The sequence below is a fragment of the Glutamicibacter sp. AOP5-A2-18 genome, from assembly GCF_052446055.1.
In the GTDB taxonomy this organism is placed as follows: domain Bacteria; phylum Actinomycetota; class Actinomycetes; order Actinomycetales; family Micrococcaceae; genus Glutamicibacter.
This window is the reverse complement of sequence record NZ_JBQSVW010000001.1, coordinates 154,849-177,344: the sequence shown is the minus strand read 5'-3', so window position 1 is coordinate 177,344 and position 22,496 is coordinate 154,849. Positions and strand designations below refer to the sequence as shown.

Annotated in this window: 15 protein-coding genes and 3 rRNA genes; 7 read left to right on the top strand and 11 right to left on the bottom strand. The window is 56.1% G+C overall.

Annotated features, from left to right (window positions below; genetic code table 11):
• The first annotated feature begins 139 nt into the window (after nt 1-139).
• Nucleotides 140-1,453, top strand: a complete 1,314-nt coding sequence (locus ACT3RW_RS00835; RefSeq protein WP_444612501.1) for an MFS transporter — start codon at nt 140-142, stop codon at nt 1,451-1,453.
• A 27-nt stretch (nt 1,454-1,480) separates the two neighbouring features.
• Nucleotides 1,481-2,968, top strand: coding sequence for a mannitol dehydrogenase family protein (locus tag ACT3RW_RS00830; protein ID WP_444612500.1), 1,488 nt, complete (start codon nt 1,481-1,483; stop codon nt 2,966-2,968).
• Between the two features lie 57 nt (nt 2,969-3,025).
• On the opposite strand, the gene ACT3RW_RS00825 is transcribed toward ACT3RW_RS00830, so the two are convergent.
• Nucleotides 3,026-3,562, bottom strand: coding sequence for a dihydrofolate reductase family protein (locus ACT3RW_RS00825; protein ID WP_444614591.1), 537 nt, complete (start codon nt 3,560-3,562; stop codon nt 3,026-3,028).
• Nucleotides 3,563-3,680: 118 nt separating this feature from the next.
• On the opposite strand from ACT3RW_RS00825, the gene ACT3RW_RS00820 reads away from it, so the two are divergent.
• Nucleotides 3,681-4,958, top strand: coding sequence for an ISL3 family transposase (locus ACT3RW_RS00820; RefSeq protein ID WP_444612499.1), 1,278 nt, complete (start codon nt 3,681-3,683; stop codon nt 4,956-4,958).
• A 275-nt stretch (nt 4,959-5,233) separates the two neighbouring features.
• Here the strand turns inward: ACT3RW_RS00820 and rrf are convergent.
• The 3 genes from rrf to ACT3RW_RS00805 all read right to left on the bottom strand — a co-directional run bounded on the left by rrf (nt 5,234) and on the right by ACT3RW_RS00805 (nt 10,853).
• Nucleotides 5,234-5,350, bottom strand: a 5S ribosomal RNA gene (gene rrf / locus ACT3RW_RS00815).
• 165 nt (nt 5,351-5,515) lie between these two features.
• Nucleotides 5,516-8,651: ribosomal RNA gene (locus ACT3RW_RS00810) — 23S ribosomal RNA — on the bottom strand.
• A 676-nt stretch (nt 8,652-9,327) separates the two neighbouring features.
• Nucleotides 9,328-10,853: ribosomal RNA gene (locus ACT3RW_RS00805) — 16S ribosomal RNA — on the bottom strand.
• The 16S, 23S and 5S rRNA genes sit together here, the layout of an rRNA operon.
• Nucleotides 10,854-10,968: 115 nt before the next feature.
• Between ACT3RW_RS00805 and ACT3RW_RS00800 the strand changes: the two genes are divergently transcribed.
• A complete protein-coding gene (locus tag ACT3RW_RS00800) occupies nt 10,969-11,391 on the top strand; it encodes a hypothetical protein (RefSeq protein WP_444612498.1) in 423 nt (140 codons plus the stop codon).
• Nucleotides 11,392-11,479: 88 nt separating this feature from the next.
• Here ACT3RW_RS00800 and ACT3RW_RS00795 read toward each other — a convergent pair whose 3' ends face one another.
• The 7 genes from ACT3RW_RS00795 to ACT3RW_RS00765 form a co-directional block, all read right to left on the bottom strand.
• A complete protein-coding gene (locus ACT3RW_RS00795; RefSeq protein ID WP_444612497.1) occupies nt 11,480-12,244 on the bottom strand; it encodes a hypothetical protein in 765 nt (254 codons plus the stop codon).
• Nucleotides 12,245-12,457: 213 nt separating this feature from the next.
• On the bottom strand, nt 12,458-13,534 hold the full coding sequence (locus tag ACT3RW_RS00790; RefSeq protein ID WP_444612496.1) for an endonuclease/exonuclease/phosphatase family protein: 1,077 nt from the start codon (nt 13,532-13,534) through the stop codon (nt 12,458-12,460).
• A gap of 41 nt (nt 13,535-13,575) precedes the next feature.
• On the bottom strand, nt 13,576-15,228 hold the full coding sequence (locus ACT3RW_RS00785; RefSeq protein ID WP_444612495.1) for a thiamine pyrophosphate-binding protein: 1,653 nt from the start codon (nt 15,226-15,228) through the stop codon (nt 13,576-13,578).
• Nucleotides 15,229-15,386: 158 nt separating this feature from the next.
• The gene (locus ACT3RW_RS00780; RefSeq protein ID WP_444612494.1) at nt 15,387-16,724 is read right to left on the bottom strand and encodes a TIGR01777 family oxidoreductase; all 1,338 of its coding nucleotides are present in this window, start codon (nt 16,722-16,724) and stop codon (nt 15,387-15,389) included.
• Nucleotides 16,725-16,854: 130 nt separating this feature from the next.
• Nucleotides 16,855-17,850 carry a tripartite tricarboxylate transporter substrate binding protein gene (locus tag ACT3RW_RS00775; protein WP_444612493.1) on the bottom strand — a complete coding sequence of 332 codons (996 nt, stop codon included), beginning with the start codon at nt 17,848-17,850 and terminating at the stop codon, nt 16,855-16,857.
• Nucleotides 17,851-17,889: 39 nt separating this feature from the next.
• Nucleotides 17,890-19,395, bottom strand: coding sequence for a tripartite tricarboxylate transporter permease (locus ACT3RW_RS00770; RefSeq protein WP_131090700.1), 1,506 nt, complete (start codon nt 19,393-19,395; stop codon nt 17,890-17,892).
• A gap of 1 nt (nt 19,396) precedes the next feature.
• A complete protein-coding gene (locus tag ACT3RW_RS00765) occupies nt 19,397-19,897 on the bottom strand; it encodes a tripartite tricarboxylate transporter TctB family protein (RefSeq protein WP_444612492.1) in 501 nt (166 codons plus the stop codon).
• A 138-nt stretch (nt 19,898-20,035) separates the two neighbouring features.
• Here ACT3RW_RS00765 and ACT3RW_RS00760 point away from each other — a divergent pair, with 138 nt between their 5' ends.
• The 3 genes from ACT3RW_RS00760 to ACT3RW_RS00750 all read left to right on the top strand — a co-directional run bounded on the left by ACT3RW_RS00760 (nt 20,036) and on the right by ACT3RW_RS00750 (nt 22,472).
• Nucleotides 20,036-20,815 carry an IclR family transcriptional regulator gene (locus ACT3RW_RS00760; RefSeq protein WP_131090702.1) on the top strand — a complete coding sequence of 260 codons (780 nt, stop codon included), beginning with the start codon at nt 20,036-20,038 and terminating at the stop codon, nt 20,813-20,815.
• Between the two features lie 236 nt (nt 20,816-21,051).
• Nucleotides 21,052-21,675: an RraA family protein gene (locus tag ACT3RW_RS00755; protein ID WP_131090703.1), complete on the top strand. Its 624-nt coding sequence runs from the start codon at nt 21,052-21,054 to the stop codon at nt 21,673-21,675.
• Between the two features lie 20 nt (nt 21,676-21,695).
• Complete coding sequence (locus ACT3RW_RS00750; protein ID WP_444612491.1) at nt 21,696-22,472, top strand: DUF1932 domain-containing protein; 777 nt, start codon at nt 21,696-21,698, stop codon at nt 22,470-22,472.
• The last annotated feature ends 24 nt before the right edge of the window (nt 22,473-22,496 follow it).

The following is a 22,496-nucleotide window of genomic DNA, read 5'->3' as shown; positions in this document are numbered from 1 at the left end:
CTCTGATGATAGATGCTGCGTCTCAAGTCTCAAAACATCACTTTCTTCAAGTTTTTAACAGAAAATCTGTTGAGTTTGTTTGTTTGGTGTTAGATTGGTTCAATCGATCACACCGGCAAGGCCGTCGCAAAGGAGCGTCATGACCACAAACTCAACGCCAACACACCCCTCGATCTTTGATCGCCTAGGGCTACCGCGTCCGCTCCTATGGGGTTTTGTGGGCCTGATGATCTTCATGATCGGCGACGGCGTGGAAACGAACATCCTCGCCCCGTACCTCACCGGCGAACATGGCTTCTCCATCCCGCTGGCCGGAACCCTGGTCACCGTCTACGGCGTGGCCGTAGCCATCGCCGCCTTCCTCTCCGCTTCGCTTTCCGACCTCTGGGGCCCGCGCAAGGTGATGTTCATCGGCGCCGGCATCTGGGTGATTTTTGAACTGCTCTTTTTGGGCATCGCGCTGAACACCTCGAGCACGCCGCTGATCTTCATCGCCTACGGACTACGCGGCTTCGGCTACCCGTTCTTCGCCTACGGCTTCCTCGTCTGGATCTCCGCCACCGCCAACGCCAAGCGCCTGGCCGTGGCCATCGGCTGGTTCTACGTCGCCTTCAGCTCCGGATTGCCCACCCTCGGCGCGCTGACCGCCAGCGCCAGCCTTGAACTCTTCTCCCTGAGCTACTACCAGACCCTCTGGGTCTCCCTGGCCCTGGTGGTCATCGGAGCGGCCATCGCGCTGATCGGCGTGAAGGAAAAGACCGGACGCGCGCCATTGGTGGCCAATCCCGAACAGGTTTTCAGCACCATGAGCTTCGGCCTGCGCCTACTGGTGAGCAACCGCAAGGCCCTGATGGTCATGCTCACCCGAACCATCAACTCGGTCCCCACCTACGGCATGGCCATCTTCTTCCCGGCCCTGTTCGTGGACCGCTTCGGCTGGAGCGTGGGCCAGTTCCTGATCCTGACCACCGTGATCTACGCGGTGAACATCCCCTTCAACCTCTTCTTCGGCGCCCTGGGCGACAAGCTGGGCTGGTCCAAGGTCGTGGTGTGGTTCGGCGCGGTGCTCTGCGCGATCTCCATGGCAGGACTGTACCTCGTACCAGCGTGGGCCACCGATCACGGTTACCCCTTCGCCTACCCACTGACCCTGATCATCGGGGCGATCTTTGGCATCGGGCTGGCAGGTTTTGTTCCACTCTCGGCCATCGCCGTGTCCCTAGCTCCCGAACATCCAGGGGCAGCCATGGCCTCCTATAACCTCGGCATCGGCGCCGCCGTCTTTGCTGGCCCACTGCTGGTCGCCGTGCTCTACAACGTACTTGGTGCTGCGGGCATGGTCTTCCTCTTTGCAGCCCTCTACCTCGTCGCGGCCCTGATGTCCCACGCACTGCGCGGCACCCAGCCCGGCTTTCAGGGTGTCGCCCAACCCGCCGCCGTCAGCACCCACTAATCGATCCTGACTAAGGAGCATTGAATAATGAAACTGAGCAACCACACCCTGAACCAGGTTGACCCGCAGGTTCGCACCCCACAGTACGACCGCAAACAAGCCAGCGCCGGCATTGTGCACTTCGGCGTAGGTGGCTTCCACCGCGCTCACCAGGCCATGTATCTGAACCGGCTGATGAATCAGGGCCAGGCGTTGGACTGGGGAATTATCGGCATGGGCGTTATGGAGTCCGATCAGCGCATGCGCGATGTACTCAAGGACAGCGACGGGCTCTACACCCTCGTAGTGAAAAACCCTGATGGCTCCCGCGAGGTTGAAGTCATCGGTTCGATCCTCGACTTCCTCTACGCACCAGATGACATAAACGCCGCCATCAACCAGCTGGCCGATCCTGCGATCCGCATCGTCTCACTGACGGTCACCGAAGGCGGCTACAACGTCCACCCAGTCACCGGGGAGTTTAATACCGCCAATCCGGCCATCGCCGCCGACCTTGCCAACCCGCAGGCACCACGCACCACCTTCGGGTTGATCAGCGCCGGGCTGAAGCTGCGCCGAGCCCGTGGCATCGCCCCCTTCACCGTGATGAGCTGCGACAACATCCAAGGTAATGGCGAAGTGGCCCACAAGATGTTTGGTGCTTTTGCTTCCGCCCTCGATGCCGAGTTCGGCCAGTGGGTCCAAGAGAACGTGTCCTTCCCAAACTCCATGGTGGACCGCATTACCCCGGTCACCACGGATGCCGATCGCGCCGACGTCACGCAGCGTTATGGCATCGAGGACGGCTGGCCAGTTGTCTGCGAAGATTTTGAGCAGTGGGTGCTGGAGGACAAGTTTGTTGCCGGCCGCCCACCCTACGAAGAAGCTGGCGTGCAATTGGTTGACGACGTGGTGCCCTACGAGCTGATGAAATTGCGCCTGCTTAACGCCACCCACCAGGGCCTATGCTACTTTGGCCACCTCGCCGGCTACCAAGCGGTGCACGACGTGGCCCGCAACAAGTTGTTTGCAGACTTCTTGCTTCGCTACATGAAAAACGAGGCCGAGCCGACCCTGCGCGAACTGCCCGGCGTTGATCTGGACGCCTACCAGCATAAGCTCATTGAGCGCTACAGCAATGAGTACGTTGCTGATACCGTGGCCCGCCTCTGCGCGGATTCCTCCGATCGCATCCCCAAATGGCTCATGCCAGTGGTTCGCGAAAATCTTGCCGCCGATCGTGAGGTCACCTTATCCGCAGCCATCGTCGCCAGCTGGGCTCGTTATGCCGAGGGCACCGATGAAGCGGGCGAAGAGATCAGCATCGTGGACCGCTTGGCCGAAGAGGTCAAGGCTGCCGCGGCTAAGCACAGCGAAGATCCGCTAGCCTTCTTGCGCCAGCGCGACCTCTTTGGGGACGTTATTGATGATGAACGGTTCACCACCCCGTATCTGAAGACCTTGGAGTCGTTGCATCAGCAAGGCGCTGTGGCCACCCTGGCGCAGCTCACGGATCAGCAGGTCTCCACCCGCTAGCCAACTGGCCTCTGACAGCCGGCCCGCTCGTGCACCCAATGCATGAGCGGGCCGGCTTTATTGTGCGCGAGAATAGTGCACCGCGATCACGCCGTTGCATAGTATCTTGGTATCGAGCAGCTGAAGATGACGCGCATCAGGTAGCCCCGCATCATATAACCGTGGCCCATGCCCAGCGATGAGGGGTTGCACTAAAAAGCGATACTCGTCGATCATCCCTAGCTGATCCAATGCTGTTGCCAGCTTGCAGCTGCCCACCAGCACCCCGTTTGACGTACGATCCTTGAGCGCCTGAACTGAGCTAGCCAGGTCACCCATAAGGTGGTGACTGTTGTTCCATGGATACTCGGTTCGAGTGCTAGAAACTACGTATTTGGGCTTGTCCTGCAGCTGGATCGCCCAATCGCGCAATGCCTGGGGTGCGGCAACTTCCCCGCTAGCCACCAGTGGCCAGTAGTCTTCCATCATTTCGTACGTGGTTCGTCCCCACAGCATAACGCCATGCTGGTTCATGAGGTCAGTGAAGTAGTCGTGCGTCTCTTCGTCAGCGATGCCGACCCTATGGTCGATACACCCGTCAAGAGTGACATTTATAGCGAACGTTAGCGGCTCTTCAAGTTTTAGCGTGGTGACCCCGAAAAAGAAGTAAGGCCCGCAGTCCTCTGCGAAGATGAGTGTTGTCTAGACATACATCAGCAAGGAACTACGAGCCGTGTTCAAGGATACCGGGCCAATCGATGCTGCGTCGATTCTGTTGAACCTCAACGACTACCGCGTCATCAGCGCCACCCACGAAGCAGACGGACGACAAGCCCTCATCGAGCCCAAAGCTACCGAAGCAGCATGCCCCACCTGTGGAGTGCTCACCCAACGAATCCAGGCCAGACCAATACATCGGGTGAAGGACGTGCCAGTCGGCGGCACCGACCTGCAGGTATTGGTGCGCAAACGCCGTATGGCCTGCCAGGAATCGGCCTGCGAACGCCGTTCATTCGTTCAAACCACCGAGCAACTCCCGTTCCGTGCCAGGATCACCACACGACTCTCCCAACAGTTCGTGGACGAGATGAGTTCCGAACTCAGGGCAGTGTCCCGGGTCGCTGCCGCGCATGGGGTGTCTTGGCCTACGGTCATGGCCCGGCTAACCACGATCGGTGAACTGGTCGGGGACGTGGACCGCATGTTCATCCGCCGGCTCGGCATTGATGAGCACCGGTTTCGCAAAGTCCGCTACGCACGGGGCCGGACCGGGAAAGTAGTGCGGATTGAGCCGTGGTCGATTGTGTTTACTGATCTGGATACCGGAAAGATTCTGGATATCGTGGACGGACGCCGCGGCACGGCGGTGAAACGGTGGCTGAAGAATCGGCCACGGTATTGGCGCCAACGGGTGCAGTACGTCGCGATCGACATGTCATCGGAGTTCCGCAAGGCGGTGCGGGAGAATCTGCCGAAGGTAAAGGTTAGCGTGGATCATTTCCACGTGATTCAGCGGGCGAATCTGATGATCACCCAGGTCCGCCGACGTCGCTCCCACGAAGTCTTTGATCGTCGTGGCCGGGCTGCTGATCCGGCTTACAAGTACCGGAAATTATTGACTTGCAATCTGGAGAACTTGTCGATCAAGCAGGTTGAACGGTTGAAGCTGATCTTGGAATCAGACCCGGAACTCGGAGTGATCTATGCGATCAAGGAGCATGTGCGGGAACTATTGAAAGCTACGAATATCCATGAGTTCCAATCCCGGTGGGCGGTGCTGGAAAAGTCCGTGCGAGCAACAACAATGGTTGAGGCGAAGTCGCTGTTCCGGACGTTGACCGGATGGCGCAGGGAGTTGCTGGTGTTCGTTAGAACCAGATTGACGAACGCCAGGAGTGAGGCAGCGAATCTGACGGCGAAGAACTTGAAACGCATTGGCCGGGGTTATCGGAACCATGCGCATTACCGCCTTCGGATACTGTTATATACGGCAGGGCTGCGCCCGTGCTGAACACTCTGCACCACGCTTAAGTTTTAAGAGCCACGTTAGCTGCCCCATCTGCAGATTCTCCTCTGACAACGGCAAGTGCGTGCGTTGACTGTAGAGCCGCTGTCAGCGCAGCGTCAAGGGATCCCAAATGATCTTTGTTCTTAAACAGGAAAAAGGGGGTCGAGCTTCAGCTCAACCCCCACCAACCAGCAACCAGCAGTCTCAACTGGTTAAACAGGTGAGGCCCCAACCAAAAGGTTAGGGCCTCAAACCAACATTCATCTTTATTAAGTTAAGTCCGGCGGTGACCTACTCTCCCACACCCTCACGAGTGCAGTACCATCGGCGCAGTGGGCCTTAGCTTCCGGGTTCGGTACGGGACCGGGCGTTTCCCCCACGCTATGACCGCCGTAACAATCACGAAGCACACAAACCAATTTTCTGGTGTTGTATGAAACGATGCGACAAAAACTACTTGTCAAGTCTCATGTTTAGTTTCGGTTGTCGAGTTGTTGTCTCGTAACCGCATAGTGAACGCGAACAGCAATGATCTTATTAGTCATTATTGTATATATTGTGTGTTGAAAGTCATCGGCCTATTAGTACAGGTCAGCTACACAAGTCTTTAGTCCTTGCTTCCACATCCTGCCTATCAACCCAGTGGTCTAGCTGGGGGCCTCACACACTCAAGGTGCATGGAAATCTCATCTCGAAGCAGGCTTCCCGCTTAGATGCTTTCAGCGGTTATCCCTTCCCAACGTAGCTAATCAGCGATGCACTTGGCAGTACAACTGACACACCAGAGGTTAGTCCGTCCCGGTCCTCTCGTACTAAGGACAGCCCTTCTCAAATTTCCAACGCGCGCAGCGGATAGGGACCGAACTGTCTCACGACGTTCTAAACCCAGCTCGCGTACCGCTTTAATGGGCGAACAGCCCAACCCTTGGGACCTACTCCAGCCCCAGGATGCGACGAGCCGACATCGAGGTGCCAAACCATGCCGTCGATATGGACTCTTGGGCAAGATCAGCCTGTTATCCCCGAGGTACCTTTTATCCGTTGAGCGACGGCCCTTCCACGAGGTGCCGCCGGATCACTAGTCCCGACTTTCGTCCCTGCTCGAGCTGTCACTCTCACAGTCAAGCTCCCTTGTGCACTTACACTCGACACCTGATTGCCAACCAGGCTGAGGGAACCTTTGGGCGCCTCCGTTACATTTTAGGAGGCAACCGCCCCAGTTAAACTACCCATCAGGCACTGTCCCTGAACCAGATCATGGTCCGAAGTTAGGTGACCGGTACAGCCAGAGTGGTATTTCAACGATGACTCCACCTGAACTAGCGTCCAAGCTTCACAGTCTCCCACCTATCCTACACAAGCTGCACCGAACACCAATACCAAACTATAGTAAAGGTCTCGGGGTCTTTCCGTCCTGCTGCGCGTAACGAGCATCTTTACTCGTACTGCAATTTCGCCGAGTTCATGGTTGAGACAGCGGGGAAGTCGTTACTCCATTCGTGCAGGTCGGAACTTACCCGACAAGGAATTTCGCTACCTTAGGATGGTTATAGTTACCACCGCCGTTTACTGGGGCTTAAATTCTCAGCTTCGCAACAAGTTGCTAACCGGTCCTCTTAACCTTCCAGCACCGGGCAGGAGTCAGTCCGTATACATCGTCTTGCGACTTCGCACGGACCTGTGTTTTTAGTAAACAGTCGCTTCCCCCTGGTCTCTGCGGCCCACACCCGCTCACAACTGCAAGAGCTGATCACGGGGCAGGCCCCCCTTCTTCCGAAGTTACGGGGGCATTTTGCCGAGTTCCTTAACCATGATTCTCTCGATCGCCTTAGTATTCTCTACCTGATCACCTGTGTCGGTTTGGGGTACGGGCGGCTAGGACCTCGCGCCGATGCTTTTCTAGGCAGCATAGGATCACCGAATCACCCACCAAAGTGGGCGCCTATCAGGTCTCAGACATCATGAACCGCGGATTTACCTACGACTCGTCCTACACCCTTGGACCAGGTCAATTCCATTGCCTGGCTCGGCTACCTTCCTGCGTCACACCTGTTAATACGCTGACCTCACTGCATCGGTTCCCACCACATCAACCAACAAAAACACCCGAAGGCATCAACAGTTGGAATCCATCATGGTTAGCATCAACAGCTCAGTATGGGCGGTCCTTCGCCGGTACGGGAATATCAACCCGTTATCCATCGACTACGCCTGTCGGCCTCGCCTTAGGCCCCGACTAACCCAGGGCAGATTAGCTTAACCCTGGAACCCTTGATCATTCGGCGGACGGGTTTCTCACCCGTCATTCGCTACTCATGCCTGCATTCTCACTCGTATAGCGTCCACCGCTGGTTTACACCGCGACTTCACCCGCTATACGACGCTCCCCTACCCATCCAAACGCCCAATCCGAAGACCAAGCAAATATTTGAATGACGCAACTTCGGCGGTGTGCTTGAGCCCCGCTACATTATCGGCGCGGAATCACTTGACCAGTGAGCTATTACGCACTCTTTCAAGGGTGGCTGCTTCTAAGCCAACCTCCTGGTTGTCAAAGCAACTCCACATCCTTTCCCACTTAGCACACGCTTAGGGGCCTTAGTTGGCGTTCTGGGCTGTTTCCCTCTCGACTATGAAGCTTATCCCCCACAGTCTCACTGCTACGCTCTCACTTACCGGCATTCGGAGTTTGGCTAACGTCAGTAACCTTGTAGGGCCCATTAGCTATCCAGTAGCTCTACCTCCGGTAAGAAACACGTAACGCTGCACCTAAATGCATTTCGGGGAGAACCAGCTATCACGAAGTTTGATTGGCCTTTCACCCCTACCCACAGCTCATCCCCTCCATTTTCAACTGAAGTGGGTTCGGTCCTCCACACGCTCTTACACGCGCTTCAACCTGGCCATGGGTAGATCACTTCGCTTCGGGTCTAGATCACGCCACTCAAACGCCCTATTCAGACTCGCTTTCGCTACGGCTTCCCCACACGGGTTAACCTCGCGACGTAACACTAACTCGCAGGCTCATTCTTCAAAAGGCACGCCATCACCCAGGAACAAGTCCCAGGCTCTAACGGATTGTAAGCGCACGGTTTCAGGTACTATTTCACTCCCCTCCCGGGGTACTTTTCACCATTCCCTCACGGTACTGATTCACTATCGGTCATCAAGTAGTATTCAGGCTTACCAGGTGGTCCTGGCAGATTCACACAAGGTTTCACGGGCCCCGTGCTACTCGGGTATCAACACTAGAACGGCAGACACGCATTACACCTACGGGACTATCACCCTCTATGGTCCGGCATTCCAACCGATTCACCTATACGCCTGCACCTCATCCCACCAGCAAGATAGCGCTGGTACATGTCAACCCCACAACCCCGATGATGCAACGCCTATCCGCTATCACACACCAACCGGTTTAGCCCCATCCGCGTTCGCTCGCCACTACTAACGGAATCACTATTGTTTTCTCTTCCTGCGGGTACTGAGATGTTTCACTTCCCCGCGTTCCCTCCACACAGCCTATACATTCAGCTGCAGGTCACACCACATAACATGGTGCGGGGTTCCCCCATTCGGAAATCCTGGTCTCAACGTCCGGTTATCGACTCCACCAGGCTTATCGCAGATTCCCACGTCCTTCATCGGCTCTTGATGCCAAGGCATCCACCGTGCGCCCTTAAAAACTTCAACACAAAACAAAGTTCTCAGAATTGAGCAATAAAACAATCTAACAAAATCACACAGACAAGACTCAAACACCCTACAACCCAAGGAAAAAGGGTCATAAGACTCATCTCATCTGCAAGATGCTCGCGTTCACTATACAGTTCCCAAACAACAACCCCACACCCCCACAAACACACCCACCAACAACAACCCAAAAGGACTATTGCTCGTACCGAGCATGCCTGCAGCAAACACAGGACAAACACCGAAACACCAAGAACCCCGCCACCCAAGAAGACAATCAACCAACCATCACAACACCAACCCCAAAAGGCCAGCACCACAACACTTGATCAAATCATCCACCAGGGACGGAGGCTTGTTGCCTCAAAACCCAACAGCATGCCAAACCATACAAACCACACACCATCAACACCCACATTCCAACACCACCACCACACACCAACAAACCCACCCAAAAGGACGGATTCACTCATGTGAAGTAACAATGCGTACTCGCAAGCACCAACACCATACAGCCACAGCCAATACCCCGACACACACCCCAACCACTCATAATGAGGACCAGCGTGCGCACGTTTTCCAGTATTGAGTTCATTGATATTCCACCCATGAGCAACCCACCCGTACAACACTCGTGCACAGACATGGGCAACCATAATAATGGTTAGCTCCTTAGAAAGGAGGTGATCCAGCCGCACCTTCCGGTACGGCTACCTTGTTACGACTTAGTCCCAATCGCCAGTCCCACCTTCGACGACTCCCCCCACACAAGGTGGTTAGGCCATCGGCTTCGGGTGTTACCAACTTTCGTGACTTGACGGGCGGTGTGTACAAGGCCCGGGAACGTATTCACCGCAGCGTTGCTGATCTGCGATTACTAGCGACTCCGACTTCATGGGGTCGAGTTGCAGACCCCAATCCGAACTGAGACCGGCTTTTAGGGATTAGCTCCACCTCACAGTATCGCAACCCATTGTACCGGCCATTGTAGCATGCGTGAAGCCCAAGACATAAGGGGCATGATGATTTGACGTCATCCCCACCTTCCTCCGAGTTGACCCCGGCAGTCTCCCATGAGTCCCCACCACTACGTGCTGGCAACATGGAACGAGGGTTGCGCTCGTTGCGGGACTTAACCCAACATCTCACGACACGAGCTGACGACAACCATGCACCACCTGTGAACCAGCCCCGAAGGGAAACCCCATCTCTGAGGCGGTCTGGCACATGTCAAGCCTTGGTAAGGTTCTTCGCGTTGCATCGAATTAATCCGCATGCTCCGCCGCTTGTGCGGGCCCCCGTCAATTCCTTTGAGTTTTAGCCTTGCGGCCGTACTCCCCAGGCGGGGCACTTAATGCGTTAGCTACGGCGCGGAAAACGTGGAATGTCCCCCACACCTAGTGCCCAACGTTTACGGCATGGACTACCAGGGTATCTAATCCTGTTCGCTCCCCATGCTTTCGCTCCTCAGCGTCAGTAAATGCCCAGAGACCTGCCTTCGCCATCGGTGTTCCTCCTGATATCTGCGCATTTCACCGCTACACCAGGAATTCCAGTCTCCCCTACATCACTCTAGTCTGCCCGTACCCACCGCAGATCCGAGGTTGAGCCTCGGACTTTCACGGCAGACGCGACAAACCGCCTACGAGCTCTTTACGCCCAATAAATCCGGATAACGCTTGCGCCCTACGTATTACCGCGGCTGCTGGCACGTAGTTAGCCGGCGCTTCTTCTGCAGGTACCGTCACTTTCGCTTCTTCCCTACTGAAAGAGGTTTACAACCCGAAGGCCGTCATCCCTCACGCGGCGTCGCTGCATCAGGCTTTCGCCCATTGTGCAATATTCCCCACTGCTGCCTCCCGTAGGAGTCTGGGCCGTGTCTCAGTCCCAGTGTGGCCGGTCACCCTCTCAGGCCGGCTACCCGTCGTCGCCTTGGTGAGCCATTACCTCACCAACAAGCTGATAGGCCGCGAGTCCATCCCCCACCGATAAATCTTTCAACAACCCACCATGCGGTAAGAAGTCATATCCGGTATTAGACCCAGTTTCCCGGGCTTATCCCAAAGTCGGGGGCAGGTTACTCACGTGTTACTCACCCGTTCGCCACTAATCACCCGTGCAAGCACGGGGTCATCGTTCGACTTGCATGTGTTAAGCACGCCGCCAGCGTTCATCCTGAGCCAGGATCAAACTCTCCATAAAAAAATAAAAAGCCATCAGCAACCCCTCGGAAAATAAGGGCGAAACCAATGAAGTCCTGGCGAATAAAAAACACTCAAGAACATCACACGGGGGTGCAATGCCTCAAGCAAATGTTATGTATTCACCAAATAAAATAAATATTCGGTATCAACAAACTTGGCACACTATTGAGTTCTCAAACAACAAACACTTACCGGTTCTTTACCGACCATTTCAGGCGGTAATTTCGTCCAGCGTTATATTCAAATCTTATCACCGTGAATTTCTGAAAGTCAAATCAATTGTTTGTGATTTGAATCAGTATTCATGGTTCCCATTCTTCAACATCTTTTCCACAGTGACCTGTGCAAAACCGTTGATATTCTGGGGTTTTGCCTCCGATTTACATCCGGTTATTTCTTCCGTTTTGCTCTCGGCGACAAGGAAAAACTATACACAGGTTTGGGGGGTCGTGCAAATCGGTGAGGTGGTTTGTGGCGGTGACCGTGCACACTTAATCCGCTGCAACCAGTTTAAACCGCGACATCATGCGGTTTAAACTCAAAAAAACACCCTGTAAAACAGTTAAAACTGTTTTACAGGGTGTTTAGTAAGCGCCGTCATCGGCGCCAAAACCTGTTAACCGTCTAGTCTTCGACGATTTCGGCGTCCAGAACGCGTGGGTCATCTTGCGACAGTGCGCTCGGGACAATCGTTGGCATGCCGGCGAAAGCTACGTTCGCATTCTCGATCACGCGCTTTGCCATGAATCGGTTGCCAGCCCCACCAATCACCGCGCCAACACCGAACGGAACCAATCTTCCCATCATGCTGGCAGCCTGGGTGCCAATGATCTTATGCAGAAACTTCTTCTGCAAGGTGCGCTGCATGCTGGAGTAGAGGCTGGTATTCTTGTTCGCCCCGAAGGCTTGGGCCCAACCCTTCACAGGTCCTCCACCACGGCCAGCGGCCTGAGCGGTAAGCCCTGCAATCATCGAGCTTCCTTCTTCACCCATGAGGATGCCCATCACCAAGACTCGTGACTGGTCTGGATCTTCGATGGCGATGCCGTGTAGTTCGGCCAAGCTCTGCGCATAGAGTGCAGAAGCTTCAAGGAAGCCCAGGGTCGCCGCAGCTGAAAGACTCAGTGATATCACCGTGCCAATAGCCGGTACTGCTGCAGTACCACCGACGGCAGCTCCGGAACCGGTGACAACTAATAGGTAGTCACGTTCCACGATGGCGGCCAGTTCGGTCGAGTCCGCTTGGGGGCGCCTCTTACGCAGTCGATTGATGTACGCAAGTACCAGTGGCCGCTGCACGCCAATGCCCTTCAAAATAGCTTGCTGCACATTAGGGCGTGGCTTGCCATCTTTGCCAATGAAAGTCATCGAGATTGGATCTTTTTTCATGATGCCTCCAGCTTTCCGCAAAACCCTGAGAGTTACCTTGAGTCTGCCGTGCTTTGCTCGGGTTCGCTGCCATTGAGTGGATGGTGCATTACTTGCTTGTGGAACTTAATCTACAGATAACTTCAGACCAGTGACGGTTACGGCACGTTCAGTTGCGGGATTCTGCAATGCTAAGGCGAGAAAATACAGGGATGATCGCCCTGCGCGAACGGGCTAGAACTGAATGTCAGTCCAGATTAATGACCCAGGTTCATCAATGATCGTTGGTATTGCTTCATCCAGCGGTGGCTGGCTCTGCTCGATAAGGCCCTGGCCAACAACCTGCCACGAAGTATCAGGTACCAAGTAGCTTCCGGACTCGTTGAGCGCATCTTCGCGGCCCAGTGACTTAAGGAACGGTTTGATGCGTGACTCGCCGGACTCTTGTAGGTTCAGGGCTCCGGCGATGACAAACTTCTCGTCGCCCACACCTTTGGCTTGGCGCCCCTCATCGATATGAACGTAGTCCTTGCCGGCTAGATAGTCGGAGATAACTTTAAGTTCATCACTCTGGCGAGCTGCGGCAAGGTCTTGGTTCTGATCTTCGGGTTCAGTCTGTGTGGCTACTACGTGCACACGCTGACCGCGGTACTCAATAGGAATGTCCCATAGTCCGGTGTTCATCACTGGAATTGATGCGGCCAGTACACCGTCGAGTTTGGTGTGGTGCAACTGGTTGTTGGCAACGTCCTGCCATTTGAGCTTGGAGACCGCGGTGATCTGATCTTCATCAACCGGGTACTTGGAGAGCACGACTACCGAGCCCTGCTCTTCAAATTCGCCCTGACCCCAGGCATCTTGTGCCCCACCAATGACACCGTCAGCGTTCAGATCCGCGCCACTCTGCAACCCCTTGGAACCAACGGCTAGATAGGAGTACTGATAGTCAACATCTGGACGTTCATCCTCGGTGTTGTTCAGGTACTGGTCGCGGAAGGTATCTAGGGCTGCCTGGTCCGCATCCACATCGGTAAGGACAACTACGTCAGCGTTGGACTGAGCGATGCTGTCAGCGACATGCCCTGCCTGCAGGTTGCTTGCCCCCATCAGGTTTTCGTTCAACTTACCCGGCGCATCCGCGGTGAGGTTCGCTTCGATGGTGGCAACACGCAATGAGGTCTGCGACAGTGCTTGGGTTGGGATGCCAGCTACATCAGTGGCTCCGGCTGGGACAGCAAGGGCCGAGGCTGCGGGGAACACTAAAAGCGTCCCTAGGCTCACCCCTGCTGCTCCAACTAAAAACTTTCGCACGGATCAACCCTACGCCGTACCCCAACCGTTTTTCCAGCACCTTAATCGGATTGTAATGCGAGCTTCATCGTCGCCTTCTTGTTGGCCTCGAGAATCTCTTCCATATAAGGGGCACGAATCCGCATAGATACGCGGGCGTCAACCAGACATACTCCATGGGCACCGGCACTTACCCAGTCGCCAACAGCGCTCAAGTCCTCAAGCTGATCAACCCGCACGCCAGTGGCACCCATGGACCGAGCGATGCCAGCGAAGTCCACCGTCGGAATCAGCATCGGATCCTCATGCAGACCGATCGAACCGTACTGGTGCACCTCGGCGCCATAGGCGGAATCGTTGTAGATCACGATGACTCCGCTGTTGACCGTGCGGATGATCGACTCCAGGTCTGCCAAGCCCATCAGGAAGCCGCCATCGCCGGCAGCCAGCACCACGGTTCGCCCCTCGGCCGCTGCGCCAGCGCCCACCATCGAAGCGATGCCTAGTCCGATGGACTGGTAGGCGGTTCCCACACAGCTCAGCGAGCGGGCACCGGTGGTGGACCAATACATTGGTCCCCAGCCGATGAAGTGACCACCGTCTTGAACCAGCACACGGTTGGCCGGCAGAATCTTTTCCAGTTCGCTAGCCACCCGGCGCGGATCAAGCAAGCCGTCCTCAGCCACGTCGTCGCCGGCCGGACGGGTGCGTAGGTCCTCCAGATCTAGGCTCGGGCACCAGGTGCTATCGGCGGTGTGCACTGCATGCAGCAAATCTTCGAGGGCAACCTGCACGTCGCCCTGGGCAAAGATGTCCACGCGCGCGTTGGTGGCATTCGGCGCCAGATCAATTTGAATCAGCGTCGTCGACTGGTCAATCAGCTCGCCGAAGCGCATGGTGAATTGGTTCAGGGACGCACCCAAAACCAGCACGGTATCGGCCTGGGCGATAATGCGCGCGTTGGCTCCGGTGCTGAAACCACCGGTGATACCTAGATCAAATGTGTAGTCCAACAAATCGCGTGCCAGCAACGTGCCCGAGGTACTCGCATCCAACTTCTGCGCCAGTTCTCTAACTTGCTCGGCGGCGTCGATGGCACCGCGACCATAAAGAATGTGCGTGCGTTTGGAGGCGTCGAGCTTTTGAACGATCTGCTGCAGTGTGGCGGAAGCAAGCCGGGGCTTGGGTGGCGCACAATTCATCGAAGCGAGTTCTGGAAGTTCTTCCTCAGCGCTTTCGGCCGCGGCCAGATCGTAGGGAATGGCCAGAACCACTGGAGTCTGCTCACGCAGCGCATGCGCGGCGGCTTGAAGAGCGGTGCTTCCCGGAGTGTGGCGGTCCACTACATAACGAGGTGCTCGCACCCCAGCGTCGATGGCGACTTGGTCTACGTCCCAGCCGCGCAGTCCAGTGCTCGGCGCATCGCCGGTGACAAAAAGCAACGGGGTGCCAGCGGCGGCAGCTTCGGCCAGCGCGGTCACCCCGTTGGTATAGCCGGCACCATAGGTGGTGGTGGCGATGGCCAGCTTATTTGAAATCCGGAAGTACGCGTCAGCTGCTGAGACAGCGGCCGATTCATGGCGCACCGCGGTGTAGTCGAATCCCGCGCGAACGGCGGCATCAAGGAAGTGGGCGTTGCCGTTGCCCATCAATCCGAAGATCTGTGGGGCTACCGGTTTTAGGGCATGGGCAATGGCTGCGGAAACGCTAGACATTATGGACTCTTTTCAAGAAATGATGATGAAGAAAATTCCATATATGTCTGCCGTTACCAGTTGCTACGGCAACGGGTATCGCCCCTTTTGAGAGCGCCGGAATCCACAATACTGTGACCCCTGACTCAATGATGATAGGGCACTGGGAGCAGTTTGCGCTAGAGCGCTTTGTCCTCAGGCTGAACGCCTAGGCAGTGCGCGAGCGCCTCATCCAAGTGCGGCGTGCGGAATGCGTGCGAGCGTTGAAGCAGTTTTGCAGGTGTCACGCGCTGGCTGGCTAGGGCCAACAAGTCTGCTCCTTGCGCGCCCAGAAGAAGTTTGGGCGCCAACGTCGGAACGGGAAGCAAGTCCAATCGGTGAAGTGCTCGTGCCAAGGTCTTTGAATACTCTTGATTCCTTACTGGGCATGGTGCCACCGCATTAACTGGGCCTTCCAAAAACACATCCCACAACGCACGATGATAGATCTCGACCAAGTCGTCTAGGCCTATCCATGACTGCCACTGCTGCCCTTGACCAATTCTTCCGCCAAACCCCGACAAGTACAGCGGCCTAAGTAAGCCCAGCACCCCTGACTGAGGGCTTTGAACCAGACCGGTGCGCACCTGCACACGGCGCATACCCTGGGCTTGACCCTCGCGGGCTGCAGCCTCCCAGTCTTGGACCGTTTGGGCTAGAAAATCGGTTCCGTGTTCGGCATCCTCATCCAACAGCTTCTCTCCAGCGTGTGCGCCGTAAACGCCGATGGCTGAGGCTGAGACAAAGGTCTTCACCCCGGCTGCTGCGGCGGCCCTAGCCAACTTTCTCGTGGGATCGATTCGACTGTCGCGAATCCGCTCACGATGTTTCTGCGTGAAGCGTCCGGCGATCGTGGCACCAGCAAGATGGATGACGGCATCGCACCCAGCCAAGCTCGCTACATCCGGGTCCTCGGGATTCCAGAAGCGCTCATTGTCCGCGCGCGCAGTGCCGCGGACCAGGCGATAGACCTTGTGACCTCCGGATTGCAGAAAAGCTACCAACGCGGTCCCCACAAGCCCGTGAGATCCAGTCACCGCGATAACCATAGGCTCCATACCGTGCCGGGCCGCACGCTGGTGAGCCGTCAGATCTTGGGCAAGCTGCACATGGCGGTAGGTGAGCATTCGCCGTACCATCCGTGCCGGTAAATTGGTTTCGACCTCATCGCGCATGAGGCAAGTGTTCGCGCTTTCTGGCACAACCTCGTGTTTGTGTCGCCACCGAAGCGGCCGCAAAGGTAGCTGTCGAGACCCAACGGGCGCGAGCTCATCGGTGAAGAGTCGGAAACGTTCGTAGTCTGCAACTTGATGTTCCGCTCGCCACCGTAGACCGATAGGCAAACCAATGACCGAGGCACCATGGGCCAGCGAGTCCGCTTGGTGCACCGCGCGCACCGGTTGCCAAGGTGGTAGGAGCCGCTGCATGGCTCCAACACGCTCGTGCCAAGTGAAGACTTGTTCTGCACTGAAAGGCATGGACGACTCATGGATTATCCGCATATTTCACACTATGACCTAATGGCACGTTAAGCACAAGAACTTCAGCAGTTCAAAACGACCGCTGAAGTCCTCATGTTTAAGCCACGCCTGGTGCAAAAATATCCCGCTATTTAGCCTGCACTAGCGTCAAAACCTTTTTGTAGTCGGCTTCCTGCTTGGTCCAGAATTTTCCGTATTCCGCCGAATCTTGGTAACTAGTTGTCAGGCCAAGATTGTCCATCTTTGAAACCACGGACTCATCTTCGATAGCAGCCTGCAACGCGGCCTCCAATTTTTTGGCCACATCTTCAGGCAGGCCCGCTGGCGCAGCGTAACCGCGAGCAGTTGCTGCCACCACGTCATAGCCTTCTTCACTGAAGGTTGGCACGTCCGGCAAGACCTCGGCGCGTTCCTTGTCCATCACTCCGAGCACCTTGGCTTTGCCCTGTTCCTGAAGATCAATCACTTCACTGATGTTTCCAACCAACACGTCAACGTGCTTGCCTAGGAAAGCAGTAGAGGCCTGCGAGGCTCCCTCCGAGAAATGAACTGGGCTCAGTTCAGCCCCGGTGGCATCGTTGATCTGTGCGATGGCAAAGTGCTCGCCACCCATCTGACCTGTGGTCGTGGCGTTAATAGACCCAGGTTTGGCCTTGCTGTCCTCGAGCAGGTCCTTGAGATTTTTGTATTTGCTGTCGGCCTGCACAGCAATCACCATCGGATCAACTACCTGTCGCGCCAGCGGCTGAAGGTCTTCACGTTTGAAGGCCGCTCCGCGTGCCTCGTCCATTGGGATGACAACAATTGATGGTGAACCCACGGCTCCAATGGTGTAGCCATCAGGCTTGGCATTGGCCAGTGATGTGTAGCCGATTTGCCCACCAGCACCCGGCTTGTTGACCACTTCGACATTGGTTCCTAGCTCTTTTTCCAGTACGGGCTGAATCAGGCGAGCAGCGGTGTCCACTGGTCCGCCGGGCGAAAATGACACCAGCAGTTCTACGGACTTACCATTTTTTGGAAAATCGGCTCCTGCATTGGACGTGGATGCTCCACTGGCTGAACAGCCGGCAGCAGCCAGGGTGAGAGCACCTACAGCAACGGCGGTGATGATGCGTTTCATGTGTTTTCCTTCGTTTTCGGTACAACTTATTGCGAGTGTTTAGCTTTCAGGGTCTTCAGCCACCAGCGCGGCTGGCTTGCGCAGCTTCAGTAGCGGACTGCAGACAATAACCAATGCGATGAGCAGGAGCACCATCGTGATGGGACGGTCAAAGAAAATGGAGAAGCTACCGTGCGAAATGTCCAAGGACTCGCGCAGGGAACGTTCCATCAGTGGGCCCAAAACCAGGGTCAGGACCATCGGAGCCAGAGGGATGTCCAGACGACGCAGTCCCAAACCGACCAGGCCGAAGATGATCATGACAAATACGTCGAATACCGAGAAGTTGATCGTGTAGGCACCAACAACCATGAACATCAAGATCAACCCGGCCAGGATTGGGTAAGGCACCTTCAAGATCGAAGTCCACAGGCCGACCAGAGGAACGTTGAGCACAAGCAGCAGAACGTTACCGATGAACAGGCTGGCGATAATCGTCCATGCCAGCGTGCTGTGTTCGGCGAACAACGTCGGGCCTGGGGTCAGGCCCTGCTGCAGGAAAGCTCCCATGAGCACTGCAATGGTCGGCGAGGCGGGAATTCCCAAGGTAAAGAGCGGGATTAGTGCACCGTTTGCGTGCGCATTGTTTGCGGTCTCGGGACCGGCGACACCTTCGATGGCTCCTCGTCCCAGTTCGTTGCGATACTTGGAGAATTTCTTTTCCGCTCCGTAGGAAAGCAGGGAGGAAACCGATCCGGTCATTCCCGGAATCAGTCCCATCGCGAATCCAATGCCGGTACCGCGAGCGAAAGCTGGCGTGCTGCGTTTCCAGTCAGTTCGTGTGGGAAGTAGGGCACGCAGTCCAGGTGTCTGCGTCACCGTCTGGTTCTTTCCCGGGCGGTAAGACAAGATTTCCGACAACCCGAAGATGCCAACGATAACGGCCACAAATGAGACGCCGTCAAGCAAACGGTCCATGCCAAAGGTAAAACGTGGTGCTCCCATGACCGGGTCAATACCAATCATTGAAATCAGCAGACCCAGGGCACCGGAAATCAGCGCCCTGACCATGGAGCGTCCTGCCAAAGCAACAAGCAGAGAAATTCCAACAACTACAAGAGCGAAAAATTCTGGTGGACCAATGAGCAACCCCAGACTTCCGAGCGGTTTGGCAGCCAGGACCAGACCCACGGTGGCGATAGTCCCGCCGATGAATGAACCAACCGCGGCGATGGTCAGGGCTACGCCGGCACGGCCGACTTTAGTCATTTGGTAACCATCGATGGCGGTAATCGCAGAAGCGGCTTCGCCGGGCGTATTAAGCAGAACGCTGGTGATGGTTCCGCCGTAGGTTGTGCCATAAAAAATCGCGCACAGCATGATGATAGAACCGGCAGGATCAAGATTGAGAGTCAGTGGAATTAGCAAGGCGATGCCGGCGACCGGTCCGATGCCAGGCAGTACGCCAATGACCGTGCCCAGCAGGCAGCCAACGAAGGCGAAGAGCAGGTTTTGCCAGGTCATCGCCTCGGCAAAACCCATCATGAGTTCATTAAGAACGTCCATATCAAATTCCAATCATGCTCAACGGCAGCAACGTTGCCACCGGAAGAGAGACGTGCAGGACGGTCGTGAACAGGTAGAACACACCGACGCTCCCGCAAAGAGAAATAACTACGGCTTTCACCCACCCGATCCGAGCCCGGAAGCCAAGGTGATACATGAGGAAGGCAAATACGCTCAGCTGGAATCCGAGGAATGGCAAAGCGGCAGCCAGTATCACCAGGCTGAGGATGACAGCCCCTACTTGCGCCCCGTCGAACGACTCTGCCTCGGTTTGCTCTGTTGGCGTCGCGCGTCCCTGCAGGAACCACAAGACGGCAAGCGCCATCAGGAATATGCCAAGTACCGCGGGGAAAAAACCGGCGCCTGGGCCCAAAGCGCTCCAGAGTCCAAGCTTCAATGAACCCAGCAGCGCATACAGGCCGATAAGCGCGATGACTGCTTGGCCAATGAGCAGTGGCCATCGCCCGGAAGGAACCGAGCTTCCCGTTGCATCATTCGACACAGCATCCTCCAATTGCATAGTTTGTTCGTAAATTTCATACAGTAACATTATCTAGCGTTCCATGAAATAGTGACATGGGACACAAGAGGTCGTCAAGCAAGTGCATCAAATTACAAATTAATTGCATAGAATGAAATCATGGCGGCAGAAAACGAGAAGTCCGAGACACCCAATGGCATGAGGTCATTAACCAGAGCTATTGCCGTATTCGAGCAGATTCAGCGCTATGAGCACCCTCGGCGCCTGAGCACCATCGCTGCCGATATGGGCATGAGCTCGCCAACCACACTTCGGATCTTGCGAGTGCTTCAGGAAGCAGGCCTCGTCAGCCAGACCGACAAGAGCTACCGATTGGGCCCAGCGGTGCTCCCTGCGGCCCGCGTCTTCCTGGAAAACGATCCCTTGCCGCGAGTTGCCCAGCCGATCCTTCAGCAACTTTCTCAAGCCACGAAGCTGACAGCTTCGCTGTACACCCGTCTGGGCAGTGAGCGAGTTTTGGTTGAACGCGTGGTGGGCGAAAGTTCCCTAGGTTACAACCTCCCGCAGGGACGACGCCTTCCACTAACGGCCGGCGCGGCCGGACGCATTTTCTTGCTTGGCGCAGACGACGATGAGCTAACGCAGATTGCCGAGACGTCTCGACGCCTGCATTACGAAGCAGAGGACTTTGACCTCTTGGCCATCAAGGACCGCGCCCCCAACACCGATGCCAACTACGCCATCTCCGAGGATGAGCGTGCCCTTGGCATTATCTCGATTGCCGCCGCCATTCCTTCTCGCCAAGGCCCACCAACCGAGGCACTCTCCTTGACCGGCCCCATCCACACGCTTACCCGCGAAGCCCTGGAAACTCGGGCTCCGGAACTCCTTCAGGCCGCTCGTCGCTTGTCCGATCTTCTAGCAAGCAGCGTCTACTAAGGCAATAACCAACCCAATCAGGCGCGTGAATCACGCGCCTGATTGTCGTGCCCAGAATTTCCGACACTTTTGGCGCCCTCTGCGCGAAACACAATTTCCCACACCTTGACACTGTGACGCAGCCCATGCCATGATTCCGTACATCATCAAGAAATTGCGTAGTGTGAAACTATAGAACGTCTACTGAAATTAACTCAGTTGTTTCACGCTCACCCCAGATTTGGGATAGGTGCCCCATGAATCAATCGACACAGTCTCTTTGCGTCGCACAATCTGTCATCAATCGACTTGCCGCGCTTCCTGCCGCCAACATCGGCGATGCCATGCAACGACTAGGAATTGCTTCGGCGGACATCCAAGCAGTGTGGGATGGCGCTAAAATTTCCGGACCTGCCTACACGGTATGGGTGGCCCCAGGCGACAATGCCGGAATCCATGAAGCGCTCAAACATGTTCAGCCCGGCGAAGTCATCGTTGTCAACGGCGGTGGTTATACCGACCGCGCACTGCTCGGAGAGCTTATCGGCGAGCGCGCAATATCCAAGGGTGTCGCGGGATTTGCCGTCGACGGGGCGGTTCGGGATGCGGTGGATCTCGGCGAAATCAATCTTCCGGTCTTTGCTCGAGCTACTAGCCCCGCCGGCCCCTACAAGAATGGTCCCTTCGAAGTTAACGGAACCATCGCCTTTGGCGGTGTTGCCGTCTCGCCGGGAGACATTGTCGTCGGAGACTCGGACGGATTGGTCATCATCCCGGCAGAACGCGCCAAGGACATCGCCACCGCTGCCGAAGCCGTGAACCTTGACGAGTCACAGCGCCGCGCAGCCATTCTTGCTGACCGCAAAATCTCCCATTCCTAATAATCTAAGGTCCTCATACTATGAAATGTGCACTCATCGGACTCGGTGAAGTCGGACAGACTTATGCTGCCGCGCTGCTCGAAGCTGGTCACGAGATCACCGGCTACGATCCGTTTATCAATCATGCCCCGCAGGGCGCGCAATTAGCGCAGTCAGCTGCCCAAGCAGTTAAGGATGCAGACATGGTTTTGGTTCTGACCGGCGCCGGCGCCGCACCAAAGGTCGCGCAGGAATGCTTACCGGTGATGAAGCCAGGATCTGGTTACGCGGATCTGACCAGTTCATCCCCCAAGGTCATGGAAGACTTGGGTGCCACCTCGGGCCAGGTCAACTTCATCGATGTCGCCATCCTTGGACCCGTTATTGCCCAGGGTGCAAAAACTCCGCTGATGGCTAGTGGCCAGGGAGCTGAGGACTTTGCCGATCTGCTCAAGTCTGTGGGAGCACCGGTCGAAGTCGTAGCAGGCGGACCGGGCAGCGCCATGGCCCACAAGTTGCTACGCAGCGTCTTCACCAAGGGTCTTGCATCCGTGGTGATTGAAGCCGTTCACGCAGGCGCCGCTGCAGGACTTGAACCATGGATCCGAACAGAAATCTCTACAATGCTCGCCGGTGACGGACAGGCAACCATCGACCGGTTCCTTAGCGGCACCGCCAAACACGCGGTACGGCGCGCGGCAGAAATGCGCTCGACCGGCGGGTACTTGGAAGACCTAGGCGTCCCACACGAAATGTCTGACGCCTCGGCCAGTGCAATGGAGCGCATGGCCATCGATACTAAAATGACAGCTGGCTAGCAGCGACGCTAGCAAGCTTGGAAG